Genomic DNA, 26,274 nt, shown 5'->3' on the forward strand with positions numbered 1-26,274 from the left:
GGCATGTTCTGGTACCGCTTCTTCAAGTTCACGGTCGTCCGGCCCATGGTGAGGTTCGGATACGGGACGAGGGTCTTCGGCGCGGAGAACTTCCCCCGGGAGGGCGGCGCGATCCTCGCCAGCAACCACATCGGGGCGCTCGACTCGCTGGTGATCCCGGCCATGATGCCGCGGCCCATCACGTTCCCGGCCAAGGCGGAACTCTTCGCCCCCGGCGGCGGCCTCGGTCATCGGTTCATCGCCTGGTTCCTCAAGACGATCAAGATGGTCCCGATGGACCGCAGCGGAGGCCGGGCCAGCGCCTCGGCACTCGAGGCGATCTCCGACGTGCTCCGCGACGGTCAGGTGGTGGCGATCTACCCGGAGGGCACCCGCTCGCCCGACGGCCGCCTCTACAAGGGGAAGACGGGCATGGCGCGGATGGCGCTGGCCAACGACGTGCCCGTGATCCCCGTCGGCATCAGCGGCAGCAAGTCGGTCAAGGGGCCCTTGGGAATCCCGTGGGCGCGCCGTCCCGTCGTCGTGATCGGCAAGCCGATGCACTTCACGGCGCAGGCGGTCACGCCCGGCAACAGCAAGGTGCTGCGCTGGGTCACCGACGAGGTGCTCGCGGCCATCCAGCAGCTGACCGGCCAGGAGTACGTGGACGTCTACGCCGCCCGCGTCAAGACCGGAGACCTGAAGGACGGCGGTGCCGACGCCTTCGTCGTGCCGCGTCCCGGGGGAGGAGCGGCGCCGGTCATCGAGGGCGGGGGAGCCAGGGCGAGTGAGTGACCGGGCGGCGCTGCCGTCGTTGCTCCTCTGGCTGCGCCGGCACATGTCGTTCCAGGGGGACGACTTCCTCAGCCGCATCTACTTCGTCGGTTTCATGGCGCGGACCCTCTTCGCCGTGCACGCGGTCGGCGTCAACCTGATCCTGGTGCTGCCGCGGGCGACGAACCCGGTGGGCGTGCTGGCTGCCTGCGTGGGCCTGCTCTACTGGCACCTGTTCATCTCGCTGCGGCTGAGGAGACCCTACCGACGCACCCGGCGGGCGCTGCTCGCCGACCTGGGGGTCACCACCACCCTGATCATCGTCACGGTCCTCGTGGTTCCCGGCGGCCTGGCCCCGTTGTCGCTGGCCGGCTACTGGGCGTCGGGCTGCGCCGGCTACGCGGCGATGTTCCTCGGCCCGCTCTGGTCCATCGGCTTCTCCATCGTCACGGCGACCGCGCTGCTGGCCACGCCGAGCCACTTCGCCCTCGAGCGACTCGGCGCCTGCTTCGTGTCGCTGGTGCTGACCGCCTCGCTCGCCGTCCTCATCGACCAGTTCCGCACCACCATCGTCGAGCAGGAGCAGGAACGCATGCGGTCGGCCGCGCTGGCGGAGCGCGAGCGACTCGCCAGGATCGTCCACGACGGCGCGCTGCAGGTGCTCGCACTCGTCGAGCGTGAGGGCCCCTACCTCGGGACCCGCGGCATGCGGCTCGCTTCGCTGGCCCGCGAGTCCGAGGCGCAGCTACGCACGCTGCTGCAGGACCGGGAGGTCACCCAGGTCGGCCACGGCAAGGCCGTGGACCTGGCCGCGGCCCTCGACAAGTACGAGTCGGCCCGGGTCACGGTGTCGACCATGGCCAGCCTCGTGATGGTGCCCCGACGACTCGTCGACGAGGTGGAGGCCGCGCTCACCGAGATGCTGAAGAACGTGGAGAAGCACGCGGGCCGCGATGCCCAGGTGTGGATCCTCCTCGATCAGGAGATGGACGACGAGGTGATCCTCTGGGTCCGCGACAATGGGGTCGGCATGACAGCCGATCAGGTGCAGGCGGCAGCCGACAAGGGACGGATGGGGATCCGGGACTCGATCGTCGGAAGGCTCGCTGCCGTGGGCGGTTCAGCGATCCTGAAGTCGTCGCCAGGCAGCGGCACGGAGTGGGAGCTGCGGTTCCCGCTGGATGTCGAAGCAATCGAAGCATTGGAGAACAGCTGATGGGTCCGGAACGTAGGCGCGTGATGTTGGTCGATGACCATCCCATGTGGATCGACGCTCTGAGTGAGGATCTGACCGAGGTCGGGTTCGAGATCGTGGCCGTCGCCAAGAACGGGACCGAGTGCCTGGCCAGGGCGCGGGCCACCCGCCCCGATGTCGTCGTGATGGACCTCCAGATCCCCGACCCTGACGGCGCCACCTGCATCGAGATCCTGCTCGGGGAGTTCCCCGACATGCACGTGCTCGTCATGTCCGCCTCTGGCGAACGCGACGATGTGCTGCGGGCCATGAAGGCGGGGGCCAAGGGGTACCTGGTCAAGTCGGCCTCGAAGGAGGAGCTGATCGAGGGCGTGCAGCGGACGGCCGTCGGCGACGCCGTCTTCACCCCGGGCCTGGCCGGGCTGGTGCTGGGCGAGTTCCGCCGCATGGTCAACGTCGCCCGGTCCCACAACGAGGAGGGCCCTGTCCTGACGACCCGGGAGATCGAGGTGCTGCGCCGCGTCGCGAAGGGCATGGCGTACCGCGAGATCGCCGAGGAACTGTTCGTCTCCCACCGCACCGTCCAGAACCATGTGCAGAACGTGCTGCGGAAGCTGCAGCTGCACAACCGGGTCGAACTGACGCTCTACGCCATCGACCAGGGGCTCCACGACCCCAACGCCTGAGGCAGTCCACGGGCGTCCTGACGGCGTGGCTCGACACCGGTGCTGGGGTAGCCTTCCTGGCATGTCGACGATCATGTCCCGGGAAGAACTGCGCTCACTGCCCCTGATCCAGCAGCCGACCTATGCGGACGGCGCCGCGCTCGACAAGACGATCGACGACCTCGAACGCCTCCCTCCGCTCGTGTTCGCGGGCGAATGCGACGACCTGCGCGCCAAGCTGGCCGAGGTGGCGGAGGGCCGGGCCTTCCTGCTGCAGGGAGGCGACTGCGCCGAGACCTTCGACGCTGTGACGGCGGACAACATCAAGCGCAAGCTGCTGGTGCAGCTGTCGATGGCGGTCGTCATGACCCACGCCGCGCAGGTGCCCGTGGTCAAGGTGGGCCGGATCGCCGGCCAGTACGCCAAGCCCCGCTCGAAGGACACCGAGACGCGCGGCGACGTCACGCTGCCCGCCTACCGGGGCGACGCCATCAACGGCTTCGACTTCACGGAGGAGGCCCGCCGCCACGACCCCGCGCGCCTGCAGCAGGTCTACAACTCCTCAGCCGCCACCCTCAACCTCGTCCGGGCCTTCGTGAAGGGCGGATTCGCGGACCTGCGCGGCGTCCACACCTGGAACGCACAGTTCGTGCGCGACTCCGAGGTTGAGGCCGAGTACGAGGAGCTGGCCTCCGAGATCGACAGGGCGCTCGCCTTCATGGTCGCCTGCGGCGTGCACGACGACTCGCTCAGCACCGTCGACTTCTACGCCAGCCACGAGGCGCTGCTGCTCGAGTACGAGCGGGCGCTCACCCGCGTCGACTCGCGTTCGCAGGAGCTCTACGGCTGCTCCGGCCACATGCTGTGGATCGGCGAGCGCACCCGCCAGCTCGACGGTGCCCACGTCGAGCTGCTGCGCCGGGTCCGCAACCCGCTCGGCATCAAGCTCGGCCCGGCGACGACCGCGCAGCAGGCGATCGAACTCGCCGACCGGCTCGACCCCGACCGGATCCCCGGCCGCCTCACCTTCATCACCCGGATGGGCGCGGCCAACGTGCGCAAGGTGCTTCCGGCCGTCATCGAGGGCGTCGAGGCGACCGGCCGCAAGGTGGCCTGGGTCTGCGACCCGATGCACGGGAACACGTTCGAGGCGGCCAACGGTTTCAAGACCCGGTCCTTCGACGACGTCGCCGACGAGGTCGCGGGCTTCTTCGACGTGCACGAACAGCTCGGCACCTGGCCCGGCGGCCTGCACGTCGAGCTGACGGGCGACGACGTCACCGAGTGCGTCGGCGGCGTGACCAACGTCAGCGAGAACGACCTCGGCAGCCGCTACGAGACGGTGTGCGACCCGCGGTTGAACCGCAACCAGTCGCTGGAGCTGGCCTTCACCGTCGCCAGGCGGCTGCGGTCCAACCGGCTGAACCGGCCCCGGCCGGCCTTCCAGGCTCTGGAGCTCTGAGCCGTCAGCCCGGCTCCCCGCCGAGGCGGGGGATCGGGCGCGGCCAGGCGCCCAGCTGCTGCCACACGAAGTCGGGCACATGGCCGAAGAACCCGGCCAGTTCGCCCGCCTGCGCGACGATGTCGTGCGGTGCCCAACGATCGTTCTGCCGGACGGTGATGCTTCCGTCCGCGTTGATCGAGAATGACGGGGAACGCAGCGCCATCAGGTACTCCATCTGCCGCTGATGGATGACATCGGACGCGAAGCGTGCGTCCGGCGCGCGGACGGTGACGCGGTCGTTGAACGCCTCCCATTCGAACTTCCTCCGGTTCCCGAACCAGCCCTGGTTGATCGAGATGGGGTGGAACGGGAACGTCGTCGCATAGCCGCAGACGGTCTCCTCATGGTGGTCGGTCCGCGTCGTCGTGCGGCCCTCCGAGTCGGTGCTGGTGCTCGTCGTCTCCCAGGTGTGCCGGAGGCGCACGAACCGCAGTCCCTGCTCCAGCCCGGTGATGATGTCGTGCGCCTGGTGGTGTGAGCCGCCGCCGGTGTGTTCGACCATGCGCAGCATCGAGTCGTCGCGGTCGATGACCACCCATCCCGGACGCCCGTAGATGCTGAGGTGCCGGGGCGGCGTCGGCCCCTGCAGCCCGGCCACGGGGGAGGCCAGCAGCGCCCTGCGCATGCCGGCCAGCTGCTCGGCGGCGGCGGCGAGGGCATCCAGATCGTGCGGCACCGGGCCGAGCACGAGGTACTCATGGTCGACGGTGACGCCGAACGGCCCCTGGAGCTCCCCGGCTGCACGCGCCACCTCGGTGGCGTAGACCAGGTCGGCGGCGCGGGCCGTCGCGGGGCCGACCTGGACGCCGGCACCCAACCCGTCCAGCTCGCGGCGGCCGCGGCCGGTCTGCGTCCACGCCTCTGCCTCGGGGAAGCTGTGCGGCAGAGGCATCGTCAGCATCCAGCCCCGGGGGTTGGCCTCGGTGCTCCGGTACACGAATGCCGAGAAGGGGGTTCCATCGGAGGCGCTGCCAGAGACCTGCTTCGACACGCGGCGGTCGAACCCGAGCCCGAATGGCGGCACGTTGAGGCCATGGACGAGGCTGATCGGTGGCGATCCGATGGCGCGCCACCCACGCGCCTCGACGGCCCGGAGGTACCGGTGCCTCAGATAGGCCCAGATGCCGAGCGCGGCGGACCCTGCCACGGCCAGGACGATGATGACGACGAGCAGCGGCTCCATGGTTGTTCAGCCTAGCGAGGTGGCGGTGCCGTCGTGCCGCGGACAAGCAGTTGTGTCGGGACGACCACCCGCGGCGGGCTCTGCTGCACGGTGCCGGAGAGCTGCTCCAGAAGCAGCCGCATCAGCTCGTGTCCCAGCCTGTCGAAGTCCTGCCGGACGGTGGTCAGCGGCGGGTAGGAGAACTCGCTCAGCTGGATGCCGTCGAAGCCGACGACGGACACGTCCTCGGGGACGCGTCGGCCCGCCTCGTGGAGGGCCCGGATGAGTCCGAAGGCCATCTCGTCGTTGGCGCAGTAGACGGCGGTGACGTCCTCCCTGCGGGCGATCTCCCGGCCGATCAGGTAGCCGGACATGGGCGACCAGTCGCCCATCCACGGCTCGGGCACCTCGCGCCCGGCTGTGGCGAGGCAGCGTTGCCACGTCGACCGCCGCACCTCGCTCGGGTAGGAATCGGCCGCTCCGGCGATGTGGTGGACGGTCCTGTGTCCCAGTCCGAGGAGATGCGTGACGGCGTCCTGCGTCCCGCGCACCTGGTTCGGGACAGCGGACGGGTAGTGGCCCGCCAGGAGCGAGTCGGACGCCACCACCGGCATGCCGGGGGGCAACGAGAGCGCGTCCGGTGTGGCAAGTCCGGCCCGCACGATGATGAGACCGTCGATCGCGGAGTTGGACAGGCGGTGGCTGACGCTGCGCAGTTCGTCGGGTACCGGGCGCGGCACCTCGACCAGCGTGACGGAGTAGCCGATCTCCCTGGCGATGTCGGTGATGACGGCGGTCGTCATGGCCTCGCCCGTGCGGGCCAGCCGCTGCGTGATGACCCCGATGCTGCCGAACGTGCCGACGCGGAGGGCGCGGGCGGCGCGGTTGGGCGTGTACCCGAGCTCGGTCATGGCGTTGACGACCCGTTCGCGGGTCGCGGGACGCACGGACGGCGACCCGGTCGACACCCGGGACACGGTCTGGGCGGAGACACCCGCGAGCAGGGCCACATCGGCGATGGAGGGCACTTTGGGGCGGCCGCGACGTTGCGTACTAGCCATGCGGCGATGGTAGCAGCGGGGGAAGGGCGGAAGGAATGGCAACGTCACCATCTCTTGCCGTGTTTACGCCTTCCGTGTCCGAATCGTTACATATCAAGTGGGTCACATCAGTTGCGGGCCCGGCGGGATCGTGTAGTTTTGGCAACGTAAACAATTCGTGGTGGCGTTCACAGCAGAGCGTCACAGGGCCCGGGAGATCATCCGTTTGACCGGGCGGGGTTCCGCCGCAGTGGTGCGTCCAGGGCCCGCGTAGACACGAGTGTTACGGGCGCCGACGGGGTCGTCGGCACGTGGAACAACAGGAGGATCGTTCAATGAAGAAGACGAAGCTGACCACGCTCGCCATCGCGGGCATGCTCTCGCTCTCCGTCGCGCTCACCGCCTGCGGTGGCGGCGGGGGAGAGACCCCCGGCGGCGGCGAGACCACCGGCGGCGGCAGCGGCGGTGGCGGCGGCGACCAGACGCTCACCGTGTGGGCCTGGGATCCGGCGTTCAACATCTACTCCATGCAGGAGGCCGAGAAGATCTACCAGAAGGATCACCCGGACTTCAAGCTGGACATCCAGGAGACCCCCTGGAACGACATCCAGACCCGCCTGACCACCATCGCGCAGGCGCAGACCTGGGACGAGCTGCCTGACATCTTCCTGATGCAGAACAACGCGTACCAGAAGAACATCATCAACTACCCGGACATCGCGCAGCCGCTGACCGACACCGGCATCCCGTGGGACGAGTTCCCGGAGGGCGTGAAGGCCTACTCGACCATCGACGGCGACAACTACGGTGTCCCGTTCGATGCCGGCACGGCCGTCACCGCCATGCGGATCGACGTCCTCGAGGAGGCCGGGTACACGATCAAGGACCTGACCGACATCACCTGGACGCGCTTCATCGAGATCGGCAAGGACGTCCTCGCCAAGACCGGCAAGCCGCTCCTCTCGGGTGAGGCCGGCAGCCCCGACCTCATCATGATGATGCTCCAGAGCGCGGGCGCCAGCATGTTCGCCGAGGACGGCAGCGTGAACATGGTCGACAACCCGGCCCTCAGCAACGCGATCGACATCTACATCGAGCTCGTCAAGTCCGGCGTCCTCACGCAGATCAACTCGTGGGACGAGTACATCGGCACGCTGACCAACAGCACCGTCGCCGGCACGATCAACGGCATCTGGATCATCGCCAGCATCCAGACCGCGGAGGACCAGGCGGGCAAGTGGATGCTCACGAACCTGCCCAAGCTTGACGTCGACGGGGCGACCCACTACTCGGCCAACGGCGGATCCTCCTGGGCCGTCAGCAAGAACGGCGACCTCGATCTCGCCGTCGACTTCCTGAAGAGCACCTTCGCGGGCTCCACGGAGCTGTACGACACGATCCTGCCGAAGGCCGGCGCCGTCGCCAACTGGATTCCCGCCGGTGACTCGGCCGTGTACGCCGAGCCGCAGCCGTTCTTCAACAACCAGACGATCTTCAAGGACGTCGTCGCCTTCGGTGCGCAGGTCCCGGCCAACCAGACCGGTGCCTACTACTACGAGGCGCAGGAGGCCATCGGCCCCGCCACGACGCAGATCCTCGGCGGTATGTCGAAGGAGCAGGCTCTGGCCGAGGCACAGTCCACGGTCGAGTTCGAGATGCAGTGACCTGAGAAGTGCGGGTTGGGGGGCGCCGCCCCCCAACCCTCACTACCTTGATCCGAACGCGACAGAACGGAGTTTCTCGTGTCTTCCACCTATGTTGAACCGCTCGAGGAGGCCGCGGCAACGACGCCGGGCCGGAAGAAGCGGATGGCGCCGTCGAAGCGCCACAATCTGACCGGCTGGATCTTCCTGATCCCGGCCGCACTGCTCATCCTGATCACCAGCTTCTGGCCCATGATCCAGGCGTTCCTACTGTCGCTCCAGACCGGCAAGGGCACGCGCCTGAACTGGGCGGAGCCGCTCTGGTACAACTACGCCCGGCTGTTCCAGGACGCCACCTTCCGGCTGACGCTCGGCAACACCTTCCTGTACCTGATCATCCAGGTCCCGATCATGCTGGGACTCGCGCTGGTGCTCGCGAACCTGCTGAACAACCCGAACCTGCGCTGGAAGGGGTTCTGGCGGACCGCCATCTTCCTTCCCTGCGCGGTCTCGCTGGTGTCCTACTCGCTGGTGTTCCGCACCCTCTTCTCCACCGACGGCTTCGCCAACGACCTGCTCATGGGGATCGGCGTCATCGACAGCCCCGTCAACTGGCTCGGGCAGACCGGCACGGCCCGGTTCGTCATCATCCTCGGCCTCATCTGGCGCTGGACCGGCTACAACATGGTCTTCTACCTCGCGGCGCTGCAGAACATCGACCACTCGAGCATCGAGGCGGCCCGCGTCGACGGCGCGAACGCCTGGCAGACGTTCTGGTTCGTCACCGTCCCCCAGCTCAAGCCCATGATCCTGCTGACGGCGATCATGTCGACCAACGGCACGCTCCAGCTGTTCGACGAGTCGTACAACCTGACCGCAGGTGGCCCCGCCAACACCACCATGACGATGTCGCACTACCTGTACGAGATGTCGTTCCAGAAGAACCCGAACATCGGATACGGCTCGGCCGTGTCCTACGTGATCCTGATCCTCGTGGCCGTCCTGGCCCTCATCCAGATGAAGGTGGGTGACAAGCGTGACTAGGTACAAGTGGCGCCAGGTTCCCGGGTACGTCTTCCTGTCGATCTTCTCGATCTTCTCGTTGTTCCCGCTCTACTTCATGGTGGTCTCCGCCACCAACACCAGCACCGATGTGCTCGCCTCCAGGCTGCTGCCCGGCGGCAACCTCGCCAAGAACTTCTCGGATCTGCTCGCCGCTTCCGACCTGTGGTCGGCGCTGACGAACTCGGCGGTCATCGCCGTGGGCACCACCCTCGGTGCGCTGCTGGTCAGCTCGATCGCCGGCTACGGCTTCGAGATCTACCACTCGAAGGGCAAGGACCGCCTCATGGCCGTCCTGCTGCTGGCGATGATGATCCCGTTCGCGGCCACCATGATCCCGCTGTTCCGCCTCTTCGCGAGCGTCGGGATGCTGAACTCCTGGTGGGCCGTCATCATCCCGGCCATCTCGACGCCGTTCCTGATCCTGCTGTTTCGGCAGGCATCGCGGAACTTCCCGCACGAGATCCTCGAGGCGGCCCGCCTCGACGGGCTGAGCGAGGTGGCGATCTTCTTCCGCATCTACATCCCCACCATGCGCTCGACCTACTCGGCCGCCGCGGTCATCACCTTCATGGCCGCCTGGAACAACTTCCTGTGGCCGAAGGTCATCCTGCTCCGCAACGACTCGCTGACCATGCCGATGCTCGTGTCCAACCTGAGCGCGGGCTACGTCACCAACTACGGCGTGCTGATGCTCGCCGTGCTCATCACCTCCCTACCCACCATGATCATCTTCCTCGTGCTGCAGCGCAGCTTCGCGGCAGGTATGACAGGAGCCATCAAGTGAAGTTCGACCCCCGGCGGATCTCCGATCCCGGCTACTTTGCCGTCAACCGGATGCCGGCCCACTCCGACCATCGTTGGTTCACCTCGGCGGAGGAGGCGGCCACCGGTGCCTCCTCCTTCGAGCGGTGCCTCAACGGCCTGTGGAAGTTCCACTACGCCAGGAACCCATCGTCGACGCCGGCGGGGTTCGAGTCGTCCGCCTACGACACGAGCGGCTGGGATGACATCCCGGTGCCTGCGCACATCCAGCTGCAGGGCTACGACCGTCCGCAGTACGCCAACGTGCAGTACCCGTGGGACGGCCACGAGACCCTCGAGGTGGGGGAGGCGCCGTCGCTGTTCAACCCTGTCGGCAGCTACGTGACCACCGTCGTCGTCGACGAGGCGCCCGCGGAGGGGGAGCGGCTCAGCATCTCCTTCAAGGGGGCCGAGAGCGGCATCGCGGTGTGGCTCAACGGCACGTTCATCGGCTACGGCGAGGACACGTTCACGCCGTCCGAGTTCGACATCACCGACGCCGTCGTCGTCGGGGAGAACAAGCTGGCGGCCCAGGTGTTCAAGTGGACGTCCGCGTCGTGGATGGAGGACCAGGACTTCTACCGGTTCTCCGGCATCTTCCGCGACGTCATGCTCTACCGTCGCCCCAGGGCGCACCTCGAGCACCTCGAGGTCTCCGTCGACCTTCCCGATCCGCTCGACAGGGCGACCGTCAGCGTCGCCACCGAGCTGGTGGGCGACGGATCCGTGACGGCGACGCTCGTCGGCGTCGGCCCGCTCTCCGAGGTGGACGGCGTCCTGACCGTCGAGGTCGATCAGCCCCGCCTGTGGAGCGCGGAGGATCCGTACCTCTATGACCTCGTCCTCGAGGTGCGCGAGGCCGACGGCGCCGTCACGGAGGTCGTGCCGCAGCGCGTCGGCATCCGCCGCTTCGGCATCGAGGACGGGCTGCTGCGCATCAACGGGAAGCGGATCGTCTTCACGGGCGTCAACCGGCACGAGTTCGGCCTGCAGGGTCGCGTCATGTCGCGCGAGCAGACCGAGGCCGACATCCAGCTGATCAAGGCCAACGGCCTGAACTCGGTGCGCACCAGCCACTACCCGAACAACTCGTTCTTCTACGAGCTGTGTGACGAGTACGGCCTGTACGTCATCGATGAGATGAACCTCGAGACGCACGCGATGTGGGACAAGGTCGCCCACGGGGTCGTCGACGTGGAGGAGGCGCTGCCAGGCGACCGGCCCGAGTGGCTCGAGCCGCTGCTCGACCGCGCGGTGTCCATGGTCCGTCGCGACAGGAACCATCCGAGCATCGTCATCTGGTCGTGCGGCAACGAGTCGTTCGGCGGCACCAACATTCTCGAGGTGTCGAACTACTTCCGTTCCGTCGACAACCGGCCGGTGCACTACGAGGGCGTCCACTGGGACCCCCGGTACCCGGAGACCACGGACATGGTCTCGACCATGTACACGCCGGCCGACGACATCGAGGCGTTCCTGAAGACGAACCGTGACAAGCCGTACGTGCTGTGCGAGTTCGCCCACGCCATGGGCAACTCCTTCGGCGCCGTCGACAAGTACCTCGACCTGGCCTACCGGGAGCCGTTGTTCCAGGGCGGGTTCATCTGGGACTTCGCCGACCAGGCCATCGCGCTCAAGGACCGCTACGGCAGGGACTACTTCGGCTACGGCGGCGACTGCGGCGAGGCACCGCACGACTCCGAGTTCTGCGGCAACGGCATCCTGTTCGCCGATCACACCCCGACGCCGCGCATGCAGGAGGTGAAGTACCTCTACCAGGGCTTCGCCACCCGCATCAACGCGGATTCGGTCACGATCACCAACCGGATGCTGTTCACCGACACCTCCGCCTACGACGCCGTCGCGACACTCACCCGCGAGGGTGTCGCCGTCGCCTCGGCCGGTCTGGAGACGGCGGTCGCGCCGGGCGAGACGGAGACCTACCCGCTGCCGCTGTCTATCCCGCAGGAGCCGGGCGAGTACGCCATCGAGGTGTCCTACCGGCTGCGGGAGGCCACCAGGTGGGCCCCCGCCGGGCACGAGGTCGGCTGGGAGCAGGTGGCGGTCGCCGTCCCCGGCGTCGTGGCCCCCGCTGCTCTCCCTGCGCCGGAGGTCGTCGACGGGATCCACAACATCGGCGTGCGCGGGGCCCACTTCGAGGCGCTGTTCTCACGCCTCTACGGTGGCCTGGTGTCCTACCGCTACGGGTTCACGCCCGACGGCGGGCACGAACTGCTCAAGTCGATGCCGATGCCGAACTTCTGGCACGCCCCCACCTCGAACGAGAAGGGCTGGGGGGCGCCGTTCCTCGACGGCGACTGGCTGCTGGCCAGCCGCTACGCCCGACCGCTGCGTGACCCGAAGAACCCGGTGGTCACCCGGCTCGATGACAGCGTGGTGCTGACCTTCGCCTACGAGCTGCCCACCCGACCCGTCAGCGGCTGCGAGATCGCCTACCGCGTGTTCGGCGACGGCCGTGTCGAGGTGACCGTCAAGGTCCGACCTGGCGACGGGCTCGGCGACCTGCCGGAGTACGGCATGCTGTTCAGCATCGACGCTGACTACAAGGCGCTGCGCTGGTACGGCGAGGGGCCCGACGAGTGCTACGTGGACCGCCGCGGCGGAGCCCGTCTCGGCGTCTACTCGGCCGACGTCAACGACATGCTGACGCCCTACCTGCGTCCGCAGGAGTCGGGAAGCCGCACTGGCGTCCGCTGGGCCGAGGTGACCGATTCGGGCGGCGCAGGAATCCGGTTCGAATGCCCGGGCGGCATGGAGTTCTCGGCACTGCCGTGGAGCCCCTTCGAGATCGAGAACGCGCCGCACGCCATCGACCTGCCCCCGGTGCAGCGCACCTGGATCAGGCCGGCGCTCATGCGCCGCGGCGTCGCAGGCGACGACTCGTGGGGCGCGGAGACGCACCCCGAGTACCGGCTGCCCGCCACGGGCGAGCTGGTGTTCACCTTCTCGTTCGTCGGTATCCGCTGAGGCTCCGACGCGACGACGGCGGGCGTCCCACCTCCGGGCGGGGCGCCCGCCGCCGTTTGTGTGGCGATCGGAGCGGAGAGGATCAGGCGAAGTAGAGCGTCACCTTCGACCCCACAGGGACGCTGCGTCCCTCGCCAGGGTCGGTGCCCGTGGCGATGTTCAACGCGATGGGGAAGCTGGAGGCGTTGACGACGTCGACCACCAGGTCGAGGTCCTCGAGCTTCTTCTTGGCGTCGTCGACGCTGTCGCCCGCGACCGATGGGATGGTGACCAGCACGGGTCCCAGCGAGCCGACAAGGGTGACGGTGTCACCCCGCTTGCCGGTGCCGGAGGTGGGATCCTGCCGGAGGACCTTGCCCTTCTCCACCGCCGTCGAGTTCTCCTCCGAGAACTTCACCTCGAAGCCGAGCTTCTTCAGCTCCTCGCGGGCGGCGGTGGCGTCCCCGTTGACAAGGTTCGGGATCTGGATCGGCTCCGGCCCCTTGGACACGACAAGGTCGACCGGTGTGTCGGGCTTCAGCTGCGTCCCCGGCTCCTGCGTGGCGCTGAGGACGACGCCGGAGGCGACGGTCTCCGACCACTCTTCCGTGACCTCGCCGACGGCGAGCCTCCCGGAGGTCAGCAACCGCTCCGCGTCGGTCCGCTGTTCGCCCACGACGGTGGGCATCGGGTACCGCTCGGGCCCCAGCGACATGACGAGCGTGAACGAGCCGCCCCGCAGGAGCCGCTCCCCGGGGCCGGGATCGGTGCGGATGACCAGCCCCTTGGCGACGGTCTCCGAGTACTCGGTGGAGGTCGTGACCGAGAGGTCGTTGGCGTCGGCGGCCTCGGTCGCCTTGGTCTCGTTCAGGCCGGCGACCGTCGGTACCGTCGTGAACCGGCCCGACATCCACCACCAGGAGCCGACGCCGGCGCCCGCGGTCAGCAGCACCACCAGCAGGATGGCGAGCAGGCCGCGGCGGCGCCGGTGCACGGGATCGTGGGAGATGTGCAGCGGAGGGAAGACAGGGGTCCGATGGCTGCGGGGAGACGACCAGTGGTCCTCGTCCTCGGGGGTCGGTGGGACCGGCGAGTGCGTGCGGGTGACGGCGGCCGTCGGCGTGCGTGACGGTGCCGTCGGGGAGACGGCAGGCTCCGGCGTCGTGGCCGCCGCGGGGCGCCACTGCGGCTCGGCCGTGACGGTGGGGGGCGTCAGCCCCGTCGTCGACGGGCGGGGCCGGGCCGGCGGCGGCCCGATGCGCTGCGTGTCGGCCTCCGGTGGGGCATCCGGCAGCAGGGCCGCGGCGAGGGCCGGGTTGTCGCGACCGCCGGTGGCGGCAAACTCGGTGCGGGCGCGGCGCACGGCCTGCAGCAGCTCGCGACCGTCGGCGTACCTGCTGCGCGGATCGCGGCCGGTCGCCCCGAGCACGAGGCAGTCCACGTAGTCGGGCAGCGGCTCCACGGGCGTGTGGCCGCTCTCGGCCAGCCGCTCCGACGGCCGCTCGATGTCGACGTTCACGTGCCGGTAGGCGATCTGGTAGTTGTTCTCGCCCGTGTGGGGCTTCTGTCCCGTCAGCATCTCGAACAGGACGACGCCGGCCGAATACACGTCACTGCGCTCGTCGGGGCGCGAGTGGGTGACCAGCTCGGGCGGAAGGTAGCTGGCGGTGCCGAGCAGCACCCCCGTGGCGGTCACCTGCGGGGAATCGACCTTGCGGGCCAGCCCGAAGTCCGCCACCTTGGCGTGGCCGCGCGGCGTCAGCATGACGTTCTCCGGCTTGATGTCACGGTGGACGACGCCGGCCTCGTGGGCCGCTGCCACAGCGGCCGCGATCTGCTCGAACAGCTCCAGCGCCCTGCTCGTCGGCAGCGCCCCGCTCCTGGAGATTTTGTTGCGCAGCGTGCCGCCCTCGATGAACTCCATCACGATGTAGGGCAGCCCCTGCGACGAGCCCTGGTCGAAGATGCTGACGACGTTCGGATGGCTCAGCACCGCGGCGGAGCGGGCCTCCCTGTCGAACTTGGCGGCGAACTCGTCGTCCTCGCCCATGTCGCTGCGCATCACCTTGACGGCGACAGCGCGCGTCAGGCGCAGGTCGCGCGCCCGATAGACCGTGGCCATGCCGCCGCGCGCGACCTTCGCCACGATCTCGTAGCGGTCGTCGAGCACCTGGCCGACCAACGGGTCGAAAGTGCTGTTCAATGCCACTCCATGCACGGTCGGGGAAGAAGGCCGTGGGCCCCGTCTGGGTTCCGATCATAGGCGAGGCCGCCGGGACGCAGACCGCGCCGCTCCGGCGAGTCTTCCGCGCGGTGTCCCCACGGACCCGGGCACACCTAGAGTGTGGCCACCGAGAGGAGACACCGTGACTGCGCTCATCGCCCTGACGACCCGACTGCGCCTCGCCCGGCTTGCGCTGGTGGTGCCAGCGGAGCTTACGGGGACCGAGGCCGCCGACTTCGCCGCGGCCGGCGCCGACCTGATCATCCTGTCCACGGGCGACCGGAGCGTCGAGGAGGCGGCCGGGGAGCATGCCGCCGCCCGCGGCCGCCTGTTCGGTCTTCCCGCGCTGCTCGCCGTCGACCGGACCGATGTCGCCGCGGCCGCGCACGCCGACGTCGTCCACCTCGGCCGCGCCCCCGTCCGCCCGGGGGAGGCACGGCCCCACCCGTACGCGCTGGTCGGGGGCCGGCTTACGGGAACCCCTGACCTCGCGCGGCTCGGCGGAGACGGCCTCGACTACGGCTTCGTCGGCCCCGCCATCGTCGACGGCGCGGTCGGGGACGAGGTGGCCGCTGCGGCGTCGGCGCTGCCCCCGCTGGCGCTGCCCGCCCACCCGGTCTGGTTCGCGGCAGGCGGCATCACGCTGGACACCATCACCGACGTGCTCGCCGCGGGTGCCCGTCGGGTGACAGTCTCGACCGCCGTCTTCGGGGCCGCGGACCCGCTCGCGGTGACCCGCTCGCTGGCCGATGCCGTCGCCGCCGCGTGGGAGGCGGACGGTGGATCAGCCGCCTACCGGCTCGACGCGTTCGCGTGAGGGCAGTAGCCGGGGCTTGTCGCCCCGGATCGCGGTGCTGATCCACCAGGCCGCCTCGACGGCGACCATGCCGATTGCGCCGAGGACGATGCCGACCAGCACCGTCTCCCGGTTCGAGATGTCCAGGTAGAGCCAGCGGCGCGAGAAGTCGAACAGGAACAGCGAGAAGTAGAAGCTGTAGGCGAATATCACCATGCCTGCCCGCCACCAGACGTACGGCCGGGCGACCGTCGACAGCACCCACGTGGCCGACATCAGCAGCGCGATCAGCGCCGCGGTCGAGGCCTGCAGTTGCTGTGCGTCGGTGATGGCGTCGTCGAGGCCGCGTGTCGTCACATAGGCCACCAGCGTCACGGCGGCGACGATGGCCCCGCCGGGGACGGCGACCGCCAGCGTTCGACTCACGAAGCCCGGCCTGGCCCGGTCGCGGTTGGGAGCCAGGGACATCAGGAAGGCGGGGATGCCGATGGTGAACCAGCCGATGACGGTGATCTGGAGCGGGCGGAACGGGCCCGGCAGGTGCAGCAGCCCGGTGGTGAGGGCGATGAGCACGGCGTAGATGGTTTTGGTGAGGAATAGCTTCGCGACGCGCTCGATGTTGCCGATGACCCGGCGGCCCTCGGCCACGATGTGCGGCAGCGTGGCGAAGCTGTCGTCGAGGAGCACGATCTGGGCGACGGCGCGGGTGGCGGGTGAGCCGGAGCCCATCGCCACCCCCAGGTCGGCGTCCTTCAGGGCCAGCACGTCGTTGACGCCGTCGCCTGTCATCGCGACGGTGTGGCCCCGCTCCTGCAGCGCGCCCACCATCTGCCGCTTCTGCTCCGGGGTGACGCGGCCGAAGACGCCGTGCGTGTCGACCTGCTCCGTGAACGCGGGACCCGGGGCGGGGAGGGTGCGCGCATCGACGACGTCGCCCAGGTCGACGCCGAGTGAGCGGGTGACGGCGCCGACGGAGGCTGCGTTGTCGCCGGAGATCACCTTGAGCGCGACGCCCTGGTCCTCGAAGTAGGCCAGCGTCTCGGCGGCGTCGTGCCGCGTCTCCTGGTCGAGCACGACCAGCGCCACGGGCAGGGGGACCCCGGGGGCGTCGCCGGCCGTGACGTCCACGTCGCTGCGTGCCAGCAACAGCACCCGGCGTCCCGTCGCCCCGATCTCCTCGGCCCGGGCGGCGACGTCGCCGACGGCGAGCACATCGGGGGCGCCCAGGAGCCAGGATCCGTGACCGGAGAACGTCGTCCCTGCCCATTTCCTGGCCGACGTGAACGGCGCCCGGGACAGCGTCTCCCAGGGGTGAGCCGCCGCGGGGACCACTGCGGCAATGGCCTGCATGGACGCGTTGGGTGCGGGATCGGCCGCCACCAGCTGGCTGAGTGCCTCCCACGCGACGTCATCGGCGCCGTCGAGCGCGAGGACCCCGCCCAACGTCATGGTGCCCTGTGTGAGCGTGCCGGTCTTGTCCGCACACACGACGCTGACGCGGGCGAGGCCCTCGATCGCGGGCAGTTCCTGCACGAGACAGTTGCGGCGGCCGAGCCGGATGACCCCGAGCGCGAACGCTATGGAGGTCAGTAGGACCAGGCCCTCCGGCACCATCGGCACCAGGGCGGCCGTCATGCGGACGACGGCCTCCTGCCAGGTGGTGCCGGGCTGGCTGAACTGTACCCAGATGGTGAGCAGCCCGACGGGCACCAGCAGCCAGGTGACGATCCGCAGGATGGAGTTGATGCCCTGGCGGAGCTCCGAGGAGACGAGCGTGAACTTCGAGGCCTGCGCGGTGAGCTGCGCGGCATAGGCCTCCGCGCCCACCTTCTCGGCGCGGTAGGTGCCGGTGCCGGACACGACGAACGCCCCTGACATCACCGGGTTGCCGGGGGCCTTCGCCACGGGGTCGGATTCGCCGGTGAGCAGCGACTCGTCGATCTCCAGATAGTCGGACGAGACGACGGAGCCGTCGACGACCAGCTGGTCGCCGGGCGCGATGGCGATCAGGTCGTCGAGCACGACGGCGTCGCGCACGATCTCCTGGCGGAGCCCGTCGCGGATGACGACCGGGTGGGCCTCGCCCACCACGGCCAGGTTGTCGAGGGTGCGCTTCGCGCGGAGCTCCTGGATGATGCCGATGATCGAGTTGAAGACGATGAGGATGCCGAATGCACCCTCCATCCACTGCCCGGTCGACCAGACCAGCGCGAGCAGCACGGACAGGATGGCGTTGACGCGGGTGAAGACGTTCGCGCGGATGATGCCGAGCGTCGAGCGGCCCGAGCGGGACGGGAGGGTGTTGACGTCGCCGGCGGCGATGCGCTCCGCGACCTCCGCGGAGGTCAGCCCAACTGGCGGTGCGGCGGCATCATCGGGCACGCCGCACGCTCCGTTCGGCCAACTCCGTGAGCGCGACGCGACCCTCCTCGGTCATCTCTGTGGCGGTCAGGAGGTCGACGGCGCGCGTCATGGAGGCAGCGATCCTGGCCTCGACGTCGCCGAGGGCCCCTGACGCCTCGATCAGGTCGGCGGCGCGCCGGACGTCGCCGTCGGTGAGGCCCGGCGCGCCCAGCAGTTCGGACAGCTCCGTGGCGGGCGGTCCTCCTGCGGCGAGCGCCGCCAGCACGAGCACCGTGCGTTTGCCCTCGTGGATGTCGCCTCCGTAGGGCTTGCCGGTGACGGCCGGGTCGCCGTAGACGCCGAGCACGTCGTCGCGCAGCTGGAAGGCGCGGCCGATCACGGAGCCGAACTCGCCGAGCGTCTCGTTGAGGCGGTCGCCGGCACCGCCGAGGGCGGCGCCGATCAGCGCCGGGCGGCGCACGGAGTAGCTCGCGGACTTGTACTCGAGCACGCGCAGCGCCACGTCGAGCTCGTCGGCCGCGTCGCGCGCCCCGTTACGCCGTACTGGGCGCTCACGTCCAGGAACTGCCCGGCGGTCACCTCGGCGCGCATGGCGCTCAGCAGGGGGCGGGCCCGGTCGAGCCGGGCTGCCCCGGAGCCGTCGGCCAGCTCGATCGACCACATGAGGAGGAGGTCGCCGAGCAGGATCGCCGTCGAGGTGCCGAAGTCGGGCGCGGACCCGCGGCCGCCGCGACGGGCGTGCAGCTCCTCGAAGCGCTTGTGGGCGGCGGGCAGCCCGCGGCGGGTGTCGGCGTCGTCGATGAGGTCGTCGTGGACGAGGGCCGAGACGTGCAGCAGATCCAGGGACGACGAGACGGCCAGCAGGGCGGCGTCGTCGTCGGGGATCCCGGCGGCGGCGACGTAGCTCCAGTAGCAGTAGGCGGGCCGCAGCCGCTTGCCGCCGTCGGTGGCCTCGCGGGCCACGTCGAGCATGGGGAGGACGCCGATGGTCTCCAACAGGGGGGCCTGCGCGTCGAGGAATCCCGACAGGGTTTCGCCGACGGCGGACAGAAACTCTTCGCTGAGCGGGGACCGCGGATCAAGGGCGTGTGTCACGTGGGCAGCTTAGTCGGTGGGCACCGGCGTCGGCCTATCCTGTGGGCCATGCTCCACACCGATGCGCGTCTCGCCTCCGTCGGCCGGCTGCTGGCCGAGGCCGGGCGGCCGTCCTTCTCGTTCGAGTTCTTCCCGCCCCGTTCCGAGGACGAGGAGCCGATCCTGTGGCGGGCCGTCGAGTCGCTCGCCCCGCTGGAGCCCGACTTCGTCTCGGTCACCTACGGCGCCAACGGGTCGCGCCGCGACCGGACCATCGCCGCCACCCGGCGCATCGCCGAGGCGGCCGGTGGGCCGTTGACGGTGGGGCACCTCACCTGCGTGGCGCAGTCGCGCCACGAGTTGGCAGAGGCGCTCGCGGCCTACCGTGAGGCGGGCGTGACGAACATCCTCGCGATCCGCGGCGACATGCCAGGCGGAGGCGAGTGGGAGGCCCACCCGGACGGCCTGCGTAACGCCACCGAGCTGGTGCGCTTCGTCAAGGAGGAGGGCGACTTCTGCGTCGGGGTCGCCGCGTTCCCGCACCCGCACGAGACGAGCGACGACGCCTCCCTGGATGCGGAGATCCTTGCCGCGAAGGTCGAGGCGGGGGCCGAGTTCGCCATCACGCAGCTGTTCTTCGAGGCCGAGCCGTACGCCGCGCTCGTCGAGCGCATGGCGGGGCTCGGCTGCCGGGTCCCGATCGTCGCCGGCATCATGCCGCTGACGGTGATCTCCCAGATCGAGCGCTTCGCGCTGCTTTCGGGCCGTGACCTGCCCGCCGACCTCGTCGGGCGGCTCCGTGCGGCCGGGTCCAAGGAGGAGGTGCGCCGGATCGGGCTGGAGTCAGCCGTCACGCTGTGCCGCGACCTGCTCGCCCTCGGCGCTCCCGGCCTGCAGTTCTTCACGCAGAACCGGTCGAAGGCCACCCGGGAGGTGCTCGCCACCCTGCGCGGCGACGTCGCTGTGGGCTAGTACAGCCAGGCCGCCGGCTCAGGCGGGCGCGACGAGCTCGCGCCAGGCCGAGCCGTCCACGTCGAGGGTCACGAGCCGCTGCGTCGGTCTGGTCAGCGCCACGTACAACACCCGTGCGCCGCCCGGCGCCTCCGCGACGATGTCGTCGGGCGCGACGACCAGCACGCCGTCGTACTCGAGGCCCTTGGCCTGCAGCGCCGTGACGACGATCAGGCGGTCCTCGAAGGCAGCCAGCCGCTCGTCGGCCATCACGAAGAGCTGCACGTCGCGCAACCGCGACGGGGGCAGATGACGCCGATGGTGCCGCCCACCTTGGCGGCCAGGTCGAGCAGCTCGGCGCGCAGGGCGTCGTGGAGACCGGCAGCGGTCGTCGACTGCAGCTTTGGTTCGATGCCGGTCGAACGAACGGCGCGGGGCAGGTCGGCGTCGGGGTGGACGCGGGTGATCATCCTGGCCGCGAAGTCGAAGACCTCGGCGGGGGAGCGGTAGTTGGTGCTCAGCGTGAAGGAGCGGTTGGGGGCCCGGCCGATCAGCTCATCGAGGGCCTGCCGCGTCTCCTCCGGATACGGGTAGGAGCTCTGCGCCGGGTCGCCCACGATCGTCCACGACGACTGGGGGCCGCGGCGGCGGAGCATCCGCCACTGCATGGGGGTGACGTCCTGGCCCTCGTCGACGAGGATGTGCGCGAACGTGATCTGCGGGTCGTCGTCGGGATCGACGACCTTCTCGCGGCGGAGCAGGTCTGCCGTGGTGACGACCTCGGCGACGTCGCCGCCCTCGAGGAACACGTCGACGTCCGGATCCTTGTCCTCGACGGGCATGCCGATGACGGCGACCAGTTCGTCGAGCAGCGCGACGTCGGCGACGGTCCACTGGGTGGTGTGGTCGGGGTCCTCGCCCTGCAGCCAGGAGTAGGAGGAGGTGAGCGCGTCGCGCTGGGCCTGCGGAAGCGACCGGCCGACGCGGGCCACGACCGCCGGGTCGGCGAGGCGCGCCAGCACCTGCGTCGCCGTCAGGGAGGGCCACCAGTCGTTCATGAAGACGGCCAGGCTCGGGTGCTCGCGCACCCGGTCCTGCAGTTCCTGGGGCTCGATCGGGATGTCGTCGGGGAACCGGCGAACGAGCGCGGAGACGACCAGGTCGGTGGCCTGCCTGCGGCCGCGGTTGAGGCGGGTGTTCGCGAGCACCTGGTCGCGGATCCTGACGAGGTCCTGCTCCCCGAGGGTGAGCACCTCGCCCTTGACGGTGACGCGGACGCGGAGCCCGCCGTCGGGGGTCACCAGCGGCAGCCGGACCAGCCGCCGCAGCACGGGCAGCATGGCGAGGCTGCCCTTCACGGTGGCGGCGGTGGCGCCGTCGACCCTCTCGCTGGTGAACCCGAGGACGTCGCTGGCGACGGCCCCGATGGCCTTCAGGGTGACGGAGTCCTCACCGAGGCTGGGCAGCACCCGCTCGATGTAGTTCATGAACACGCCGGAGGGGCCGACAACCAGCACGCCGCCCTTTTCGAGGCGGGCCCGGTTCGTGTAGAGGAGGTAGGCGGCGCGGTGCAGCGCGACGACGGTCTTGCCGGTACCGGGGCCGCCGCCGATCATCGTGACGCCCTGGTAGGGGGCGCGGATGGCCTCGTCCTGTTCGCCCTGGATGGTCGCGACGATGTCGCGCATCGTGCGGCCGCGGGCGCGCGTCAGCGCCGCCATCAGGGCGCCCTCGCCGAAGATCGGCAGCGCCGTGTCGGTGCTGGAGTCGAGCAGGTCGTCCTCGATCCCGATCACCCGGTCCTCGCGGCAGCGGAGCACGCGGCGTCGGATCACGCTCATGGGCGCGGTGGGCGTGGCGCGGTAGAACGGCTCGGCGGCGGGGGCCCGCCAGTCGATGACGAGCGGCTCGTACTCGGCGTCGCGCACGCCGATGCGCCCGATGTGGCGGGGATCGTCGTCCGACAGATCGATGCGGCCGAAGACGAGGCCGTCGTGCTCCGCGTCGAGGATCGCCAGCCGCTTGGCGGCCTGGTAGGCGAAAGCATCGCGTTCGAAGAGCGCGGTGCTGTCCTCCTCGCGGAGGAAGTTGGTGCGGTCGCTCAGGAAGATCTCCCGCCCCTGGCTGGCCAGCATCTTGGCGCTCGCCGTCGCGGTCAGGAGGTTGGCATAGACCCGGTCTACGTGGGCCTGTTCGAGTGCGATCTCGCGGTCGAGGTCGGCGCGCGAAGTGGTCAAAGCTATCGATCCCTCGTTTCAGACAGACACTCAAGCTTACAGCGGGTGCCCGCTCCGGCTGAATTCGCGCACCCGGACACCGGCGGCGGCTGGAGCAGGAGCGTGTTCCCCGCGCTGGGACAGGCCCGGACGGCCACCCCGGGTGGTCCCGATTTGGCGGGTAGGGCAGAGTGGGACGGACAGCCGCCCACCGATCGGAGCCAGAAGACCATGACCGCGACCAGTTCCCGCATGAGCCCAGGCAAGTGGGTGCTGGTGGGGTTCTGTGGGGTCCTCGTCGTGCTGCTGGCGGTCTTCGCCCAGCCCGACCCCTTCGGCAGCGCCGCGCCTGCGCCGTCCCAGGCGGCACCGCAGGAATCGGCGGACGCTGATGCGGCGCTTGCCGAACAGCAGCGGCGGGTCCGGGAGTTCTTCGTCAACGATCTGCCCCGGCGCCAGGCCGACGATCCGCTGGCGATGGGTGCGGTCGATGCTCCCGTCGTGCTGACCGAGTGGGCCGACTACCGCTGTCCGTTCTGCTCCGTGTGGGCCGAGCAGACGCTGCCCGAGCTCCAGCCCTACATCGACGCGGGAACGCTCCGGGTCGAGTTCCGCGACCTGGCCATCTTCGGTGACGAGTCCATGAAGGCCGCGACGGCCGCGCGGGCCGCCGGCGAGCAGGGCGCCTACTTCGAGTTCGCGCACGCGCTGTTCGTGGCGCTGCCGGACCAGGGCCACCCCGACATCCCGGACGACCTCGTCTACGGCATCGTCGCCGAGCTTGGCCTCGATGCCGAGCAGTTCGCCACCGACTGGGCGGACCCGAAGCATCGGGACGCGGTGCTCCTCGACTCCCAGGAGGCGCAGCAGCTCGGCGTGACGTCGACGCCGTCGTTCATCATCGGTGGCCAGTTCCTCGCCGGGGCCCAGCCCTCGAGACCTTCGCCCAGGTCATCGAGCAGCAGGCCGCGCTGCTCGGTTGATGGTCGGCTACGCAGGCGCCTTTCTCGGTGGCGTCGCGGCGGTGCTCAGCCCGTGCGCGGCGCTGCTGCTGCCCGCCTTCCTCGCCTACGCGTTCTCCGGTGCCCGGCTGCTCGGCAGGACCGCACTCTTCTATCTCGGGACGCTGCTCACGCTCGTTCCCCTCGGCCTCGGCGCCGGGGCGCTGGGGTCGCTGGTGACGGTCCACCGCTCGACCCTTGCCCTGGTCGGCGGTGTGCTGCTGATCGTGTTCGGCGTCGTCACCGCCCTCGGTATCCGGCTTCCGATTCCCGGTGTCGCCCAGCGCGGCGATCCGCGTTCCGCGGCGGGCGCCGTCCTCCTTGGCGCGACCTACGGGCTCGCCGGCGCCTGCACGGGCCCGCTTCTCGGTGCGGTGTTGACGGTCGCGGCGGTCGGTGGGAGCCCCGTCTACGGCGGGCTGCTGCTCGCCGTGTTCGCCGCGGGCATGGTGCTGCCGCTGCTGCTGCTCGCGGCCCTGTGGGAGAGGTTCCGCCTGGGGGAGCGGCTGCGTCATCGGGAGGTGAAGCTCGGGCCGCTGACGACGTCGGTGACGGGCCTCGTCTCGGGCGGGCTGTTCATCGTCGTCGGGGTCCTGTTCCTCACCACAGACGCCACCGCGGCGCTGGGTGGCCTCCTGGGCGGAGCCCAGCAGTACCAGCTGGAGAGTTGGCTGCGCGCGGTGGGCGACAGGATTCCCGACATTGCGGTGGTCCTCGTCATCGCGGCGACCGTGGGCCTGGTGTTGTGGCGGCGGCTGTCGCGTCGCCCCGCGGAGGATGAGCAGGTCGGGTAGCTCAGGGCGGAGGAGTTGCCCGTTCTCTGGGCGCTCTCGAGCTTTCCGGGCATAAATCTGGTTCCGGCGAGCATTCTGCTGGCTCAGGCCGCGGCTGTGGCGATATGCACGTAGCGGCGGCTCAGTGGAGATTCGTGCACGGGGACGGTGTTGCGGGAGGCTCGCGGATCCGGAGGAGCCCGGCCGACGTACATCTGGCATCCCGAGCATGAATCTGGTTCAGCCGAGCATTCTGCTGGTTCAGGCCGCGGCTGTGGCGATATGCACGTAGCGGCGGCTCAGTGGAGATTCGTGCACGCCCTTCGACAAGCTCAGGGACCGGTCCTTCGACAAGCTCAGGGACCGGTCCTTCGACAAGCTCAGGGACCGCTCCGCGGAACGGGAGCCCGGGCAGCTCCGCGGAGACTTATGCACAGGGCGCCCGCCGTGCCGCGACCCGTCGGAGCCGGCCCGTAGGATGACGGGCATGCCCGCTCCGACCGACTACCTGCTGACCCATGGAGGGCACCGCGTCGAGGTCACGTACAAGAACGTCAAGAACCTGCGGCTGCGCGTGCTGCTGGGCGGACGCGTCGTCGTCTCTGTGCCACTCGGGGTGCCCGAGCACGAACTTCGCCGATTCCTCGACGAGAATCACGCCTGGATCCTGCGGGCGCAGCAGCGGATGCGCATGGCCGCCCCACCCCAGGAGCAACTGGTCGACGGCGGACGGGTCCAGTTGTGGGGCGCGTGGCGCGAGCTGGTCGTGGCCGACGGCGACAGGGCTTCTGCGCGGGAGGTCGACGGACGGATCATCGTTACGGGCGCCGACGAGGAGGCACGTGCCCGAGGCATCGACGCCCTCTACCGCCGGGAGCTGATGGCCCGGATCCCCGCTCTGCGGGAAGTGTGGGAGGAGCGCGTCGGGCGACGCGCGGCAGGGCTGCGGTTGAGACGGATGACGTCACGCTGGGGCAGCTGCAACACACGCACGGCCATGATCACGCTCAACACGGCCCTCGCCAAGCGAGACCCGGCCGCGCTCGAGTACGTCCTGGTGCACGAGCTGGTGCACCTGCACGAGCGTGGCCACGGGCCCCGCTTCGTCGCCTGGATGGATGCCCTGATACCTGATTGGCGGGCGCGCAGGCTGGCGATGCGAGGCACGCCGTGACCGTCCTGTCCGGAGCCGAGTGGAGAGCAGCCGCGACGGCGCACCGGGAGCGGGCAGCCGCAGAGCTTGCCGACGTCATTCATCGCCGCGACAGGGCCGTCAAGCATCCGATCGACGACTTCCTGTTCCACTACTACAACCTGCGCCCCAGCTACCTGATGGCCTGGTACCCGGGGGCGGGGGTCACGCTGGCCGACGCCGTCGACTTCCCGCTCGGGGCCTTCCATCGGCGTGACGGCGACGAAGTGCGCCTCGACGTCGAGACGTTCCTGGCCAAACGGGGCGCAACGGCCGAGACTGCGCTGACACTGCTGGAGGCCACCGCCGGCGCGACGCCCCGGTTCGGCTGCTTCGGCATGCACGAATGGGCCATGGTCTACCGGTTGGCCCCGGGGGAGACCAGGCACCCGTACCTGCAGCTGAGGTTCCCGCCGGAGCGGGTCGCGGAGATCGTCGAGGACGTGGGGTGCCGCTGCAGCCACTTCGACGCGTTCCGCTTCTTCACACCGGATGCGGTGCCGCTGAACACGATGGAGCCGACCAGACAGACCCAGGTGCTGCTCGACCAGCCAGGGTGTCTGCACGTGAACATGGACCTGTACCGCTGGGCCGGAAAACTCTCCCCGGCCGTTCCGTCCGATCTCCTGTTCGAGACGTTCCTCCTTGCCCGCGACATCCGCGTCACGGACATGGCGGCCTCGGCCTATGACCTGGCCGACTGGGGCGTCGAACCCGTCCGTGTGGAGACGGCGGAAGGTCGCTCCGAGTACGCGAGAAGGCAGCGGGAGTTCGCGGAGAGGGCGGCACCCCTCCGGGCCCGGCTGATCGGGGTGCTGGAACCGCTGCTGCGGGATCCGGCACGGACGGGGCACTCGCGGGAAGGTTCGGTGCAACCGGCCGGGTAGG

The 26,274-nt window shown here is 69.7% G+C and carries 18 protein-coding genes and 3 pseudogenes; 14 read left to right on the forward strand and 7 right to left on the reverse strand.

All coding sequences use genetic code 11. From position 1 onward, the window contains the following. The first annotated feature begins 3 nt into the window (after positions 1-3). The 4 genes from H9L22_RS02625 (at position 4) to H9L22_RS02640 (ending at position 4,075) form a co-directional block, all read left to right on the forward strand. Positions 4-774: a lysophospholipid acyltransferase family protein gene (locus H9L22_RS02625; RefSeq protein WP_187721482.1), complete on the forward strand. Its 771-nt coding sequence runs from the start codon at positions 4-6 to the stop codon at positions 772-774. Continuing rightward, the gene (locus H9L22_RS02630) at positions 767-1,969 is read left to right on the forward strand and encodes a sensor histidine kinase (protein ID WP_187721483.1); all 1,203 of its coding nucleotides are present in this window, start codon (positions 767-769) and stop codon (positions 1,967-1,969) included. Before H9L22_RS02625 ends, H9L22_RS02630 begins: the two co-directional genes overlap by 8 nt. Positions 1,970-1,992: 23 nt before the next feature. Next, complete coding sequence (locus tag H9L22_RS02635) at positions 1,993-2,634, forward strand: response regulator (RefSeq protein ID WP_264292526.1); 642 nt, start codon at positions 1,993-1,995, stop codon at positions 2,632-2,634. A gap of 61 nt (positions 2,635-2,695) precedes the next feature. Further along, positions 2,696-4,075, forward strand: a complete 1,380-nt coding sequence (locus H9L22_RS02640) for a class II 3-deoxy-7-phosphoheptulonate synthase (protein WP_187721485.1) — start codon at positions 2,696-2,698, stop codon at positions 4,073-4,075. Between the two features lie 4 nt (positions 4,076-4,079). Here the strand turns inward: H9L22_RS02640 and H9L22_RS02645 are convergent, their stop codons facing one another. Together H9L22_RS02645 and H9L22_RS02650 are read right to left on the reverse strand one after the other, a co-directional pair. After that, positions 4,080-5,300 (reverse strand): hypothetical protein, encoded by a 1,221-nt coding sequence (locus H9L22_RS02645; RefSeq protein ID WP_187721486.1) that lies wholly within the window; start codon positions 5,298-5,300, stop codon positions 4,080-4,082. An 11-nt stretch (positions 5,301-5,311) separates the two neighbouring features. Then, positions 5,312-6,340 carry a LacI family DNA-binding transcriptional regulator gene (locus tag H9L22_RS02650; protein WP_226966081.1) on the reverse strand — a complete coding sequence of 343 codons (1,029 nt, stop codon included), beginning with the start codon at positions 6,338-6,340 and terminating at the stop codon, positions 5,312-5,314. A gap of 314 nt (positions 6,341-6,654) precedes the next feature. Between H9L22_RS02650 and H9L22_RS02655 the strand changes: the two genes are divergently transcribed. From H9L22_RS02655 to H9L22_RS02670, 4 genes are all read left to right on the forward strand, one after another. After that, entirely contained in the window at positions 6,655-7,983 is a 1,329-nt protein-coding gene (locus H9L22_RS02655; protein WP_187721487.1) for an ABC transporter substrate-binding protein, read from the forward strand. A gap of 78 nt (positions 7,984-8,061) precedes the next feature. Beyond that, positions 8,062-9,006: a carbohydrate ABC transporter permease gene (locus H9L22_RS02660; RefSeq protein WP_226966082.1), complete on the forward strand. Its 945-nt coding sequence runs from the start codon at positions 8,062-8,064 to the stop codon at positions 9,004-9,006. Further along, positions 8,999-9,811, forward strand: a complete 813-nt coding sequence (locus H9L22_RS02665) for a carbohydrate ABC transporter permease (RefSeq protein ID WP_226966083.1) — start codon at positions 8,999-9,001, stop codon at positions 9,809-9,811. Before H9L22_RS02660 ends, H9L22_RS02665 begins: the two co-directional genes overlap by 8 nt. Continuing rightward, positions 9,808-12,816: a glycoside hydrolase family 2 TIM barrel-domain containing protein gene (locus tag H9L22_RS02670; protein ID WP_226966084.1), complete on the forward strand. Its 3,009-nt coding sequence runs from the start codon at positions 9,808-9,810 to the stop codon at positions 12,814-12,816. The genes H9L22_RS02665 and H9L22_RS02670 overlap by 4 nt, the downstream gene beginning before the upstream one ends. A gap of 82 nt (positions 12,817-12,898) precedes the next feature. Here the strand turns inward: H9L22_RS02670 and pknB are convergent, their stop codons facing one another. Next, positions 12,899-14,998, reverse strand: coding sequence for a Stk1 family PASTA domain-containing Ser/Thr kinase (gene pknB, locus H9L22_RS02675; RefSeq protein ID WP_187721488.1), 2,100 nt, complete (start codon positions 14,996-14,998; stop codon positions 12,899-12,901). Between the two features lie 163 nt (positions 14,999-15,161). Here pknB and H9L22_RS02680 point away from each other — a divergent pair, with 163 nt between their 5' ends. Further along, a complete protein-coding gene (locus H9L22_RS02680; protein ID WP_187721489.1) occupies positions 15,162-15,836 on the forward strand; it encodes a thiamine phosphate synthase in 675 nt (224 codons plus the stop codon). On the opposite strand, the gene H9L22_RS02685 is transcribed toward H9L22_RS02680, so the two are convergent. Continuing rightward, positions 15,804-18,197, reverse strand: coding sequence for an HAD-IC family P-type ATPase (locus H9L22_RS02685; RefSeq protein ID WP_187721490.1), 2,394 nt, complete (start codon positions 18,195-18,197; stop codon positions 15,804-15,806). The genes H9L22_RS02680 and H9L22_RS02685 overlap by 33 nt on opposite strands. Continuing rightward, a pseudogene (locus H9L22_RS20220) lies at positions 18,187-19,274 on the reverse strand (polyprenyl synthetase family protein). Before H9L22_RS20220 ends, H9L22_RS02685 begins: the two are co-directional and overlap by 11 nt. 48 nt (positions 19,275-19,322) lie before the next feature. On the opposite strand from H9L22_RS20220, the gene H9L22_RS02695 reads away from it, so the two are divergent. Then, positions 19,323-20,225, forward strand: a complete 903-nt coding sequence (locus tag H9L22_RS02695) for a methylenetetrahydrofolate reductase (RefSeq protein WP_187721491.1) — start codon at positions 19,323-19,325, stop codon at positions 20,223-20,225. Positions 20,226-20,243: 18 nt separating this feature from the next. Here H9L22_RS02695 and H9L22_RS20025 read toward each other — a convergent pair. Further along, positions 20,244-20,561: pseudogene (locus tag H9L22_RS20025) on the reverse strand (ATP-binding domain-containing protein); the annotation flags it as partial. Next, positions 20,474-22,339: a HelD family protein gene (locus H9L22_RS02700; protein WP_406707819.1), complete on the reverse strand. Its 1,866-nt coding sequence runs from the start codon at positions 22,337-22,339 to the stop codon at positions 20,474-20,476. The gene H9L22_RS02700 and the pseudogene H9L22_RS20025, both read right to left, overlap by 88 nt. Positions 22,340-22,897: 558 nt before the next feature. On the opposite strand from H9L22_RS02700, the pseudogene H9L22_RS20225 reads away from it, so the two are divergent. The 4 genes and pseudogenes from H9L22_RS20225 to H9L22_RS02720 form a co-directional block, all read left to right on the forward strand. Next, positions 22,898-23,293 (forward strand): annotated as a pseudogene (locus tag H9L22_RS20225) (DsbA family protein); the annotation flags it as partial. Positions 23,294-23,402: 109 nt separating this feature from the next. Beyond that, on the forward strand, positions 23,403-24,215 hold the full coding sequence (locus H9L22_RS02710; RefSeq protein ID WP_187721492.1) for a cytochrome c biogenesis CcdA family protein: 813 nt from the start codon (positions 23,403-23,405) through the stop codon (positions 24,213-24,215). A gap of 466 nt (positions 24,216-24,681) precedes the next feature. Next, on the forward strand, positions 24,682-25,368 hold the full coding sequence (locus H9L22_RS02715) for a M48 family metallopeptidase (protein ID WP_187721493.1): 687 nt from the start codon (positions 24,682-24,684) through the stop codon (positions 25,366-25,368). Continuing rightward, positions 25,365-26,273 carry a 3-methyladenine DNA glycosylase gene (locus H9L22_RS02720; protein WP_226966085.1) on the forward strand — a complete coding sequence of 303 codons (909 nt, stop codon included), beginning with the start codon at positions 25,365-25,367 and terminating at the stop codon, positions 26,271-26,273. The genes H9L22_RS02715 and H9L22_RS02720 overlap by 4 nt, the downstream gene beginning before the upstream one ends. Position 26,274 lies beyond the last annotated feature (1 nt).

Origin of the sequence: Tessaracoccus defluvii (genome assembly GCF_014489575.1) — a bacterium.
GTDB classification, from domain to species: domain Bacteria; phylum Actinomycetota; class Actinomycetes; order Propionibacteriales; family Propionibacteriaceae; genus Arachnia; species Arachnia defluvii.

What these genes read in the sequence shown, in the direction of transcription:
- H9L22_RS02625 (WP_187721482.1), top strand. Translation starts at nt 4, where the DNA reads ATGTTCTGGTACCGCTTCTTCAAGTTCACGGTCGTCCGGCCCATGGTG.
- H9L22_RS02635 (WP_264292526.1), top strand. Translation starts at nt 1,993, where the DNA reads ATGTTGGTCGATGACCATCCCATGTGGATCGACGCTCTGAGTGAGGAT.
- H9L22_RS02640 (WP_187721485.1), top strand. Translation starts at nt 2,696, where the DNA reads ATGTCGACGATCATGTCCCGGGAAGAACTGCGCTCACTGCCCCTGATC.
- H9L22_RS02645 (WP_187721486.1), bottom strand. Translation starts at nt 5,300, where the DNA reads ATGGAGCCGCTGCTCGTCGTCATCATCGTCCTGGCCGTGGCAGGGTCC.
- H9L22_RS02650 (WP_226966081.1), bottom strand. Translation starts at nt 6,340, where the DNA reads ATGGCTAGTACGCAACGTCGCGGCCGCCCCAAAGTGCCCTCCATCGCC.
- H9L22_RS02655 (WP_187721487.1), top strand. Translation starts at nt 6,655, where the DNA reads ATGAAGAAGACGAAGCTGACCACGCTCGCCATCGCGGGCATGCTCTCG.
- H9L22_RS02695 (WP_187721491.1), top strand. Translation starts at nt 19,323, where the DNA reads ATGCTCCACACCGATGCGCGTCTCGCCTCCGTCGGCCGGCTGCTGGCC.
- H9L22_RS02700 (WP_406707819.1), bottom strand. Translation starts at nt 22,339, where the DNA reads ATGCTGGCCAGCCAGGGGCGGGAGATCTTCCTGAGCGACCGCACCAAC.
- H9L22_RS02710 (WP_187721492.1), top strand. Translation starts at nt 23,403, where the DNA reads ATGGTCGGCTACGCAGGCGCCTTTCTCGGTGGCGTCGCGGCGGTGCTC.
- H9L22_RS02715 (WP_187721493.1), top strand. Translation starts at nt 24,682, where the DNA reads ATGCCCGCTCCGACCGACTACCTGCTGACCCATGGAGGGCACCGCGTC.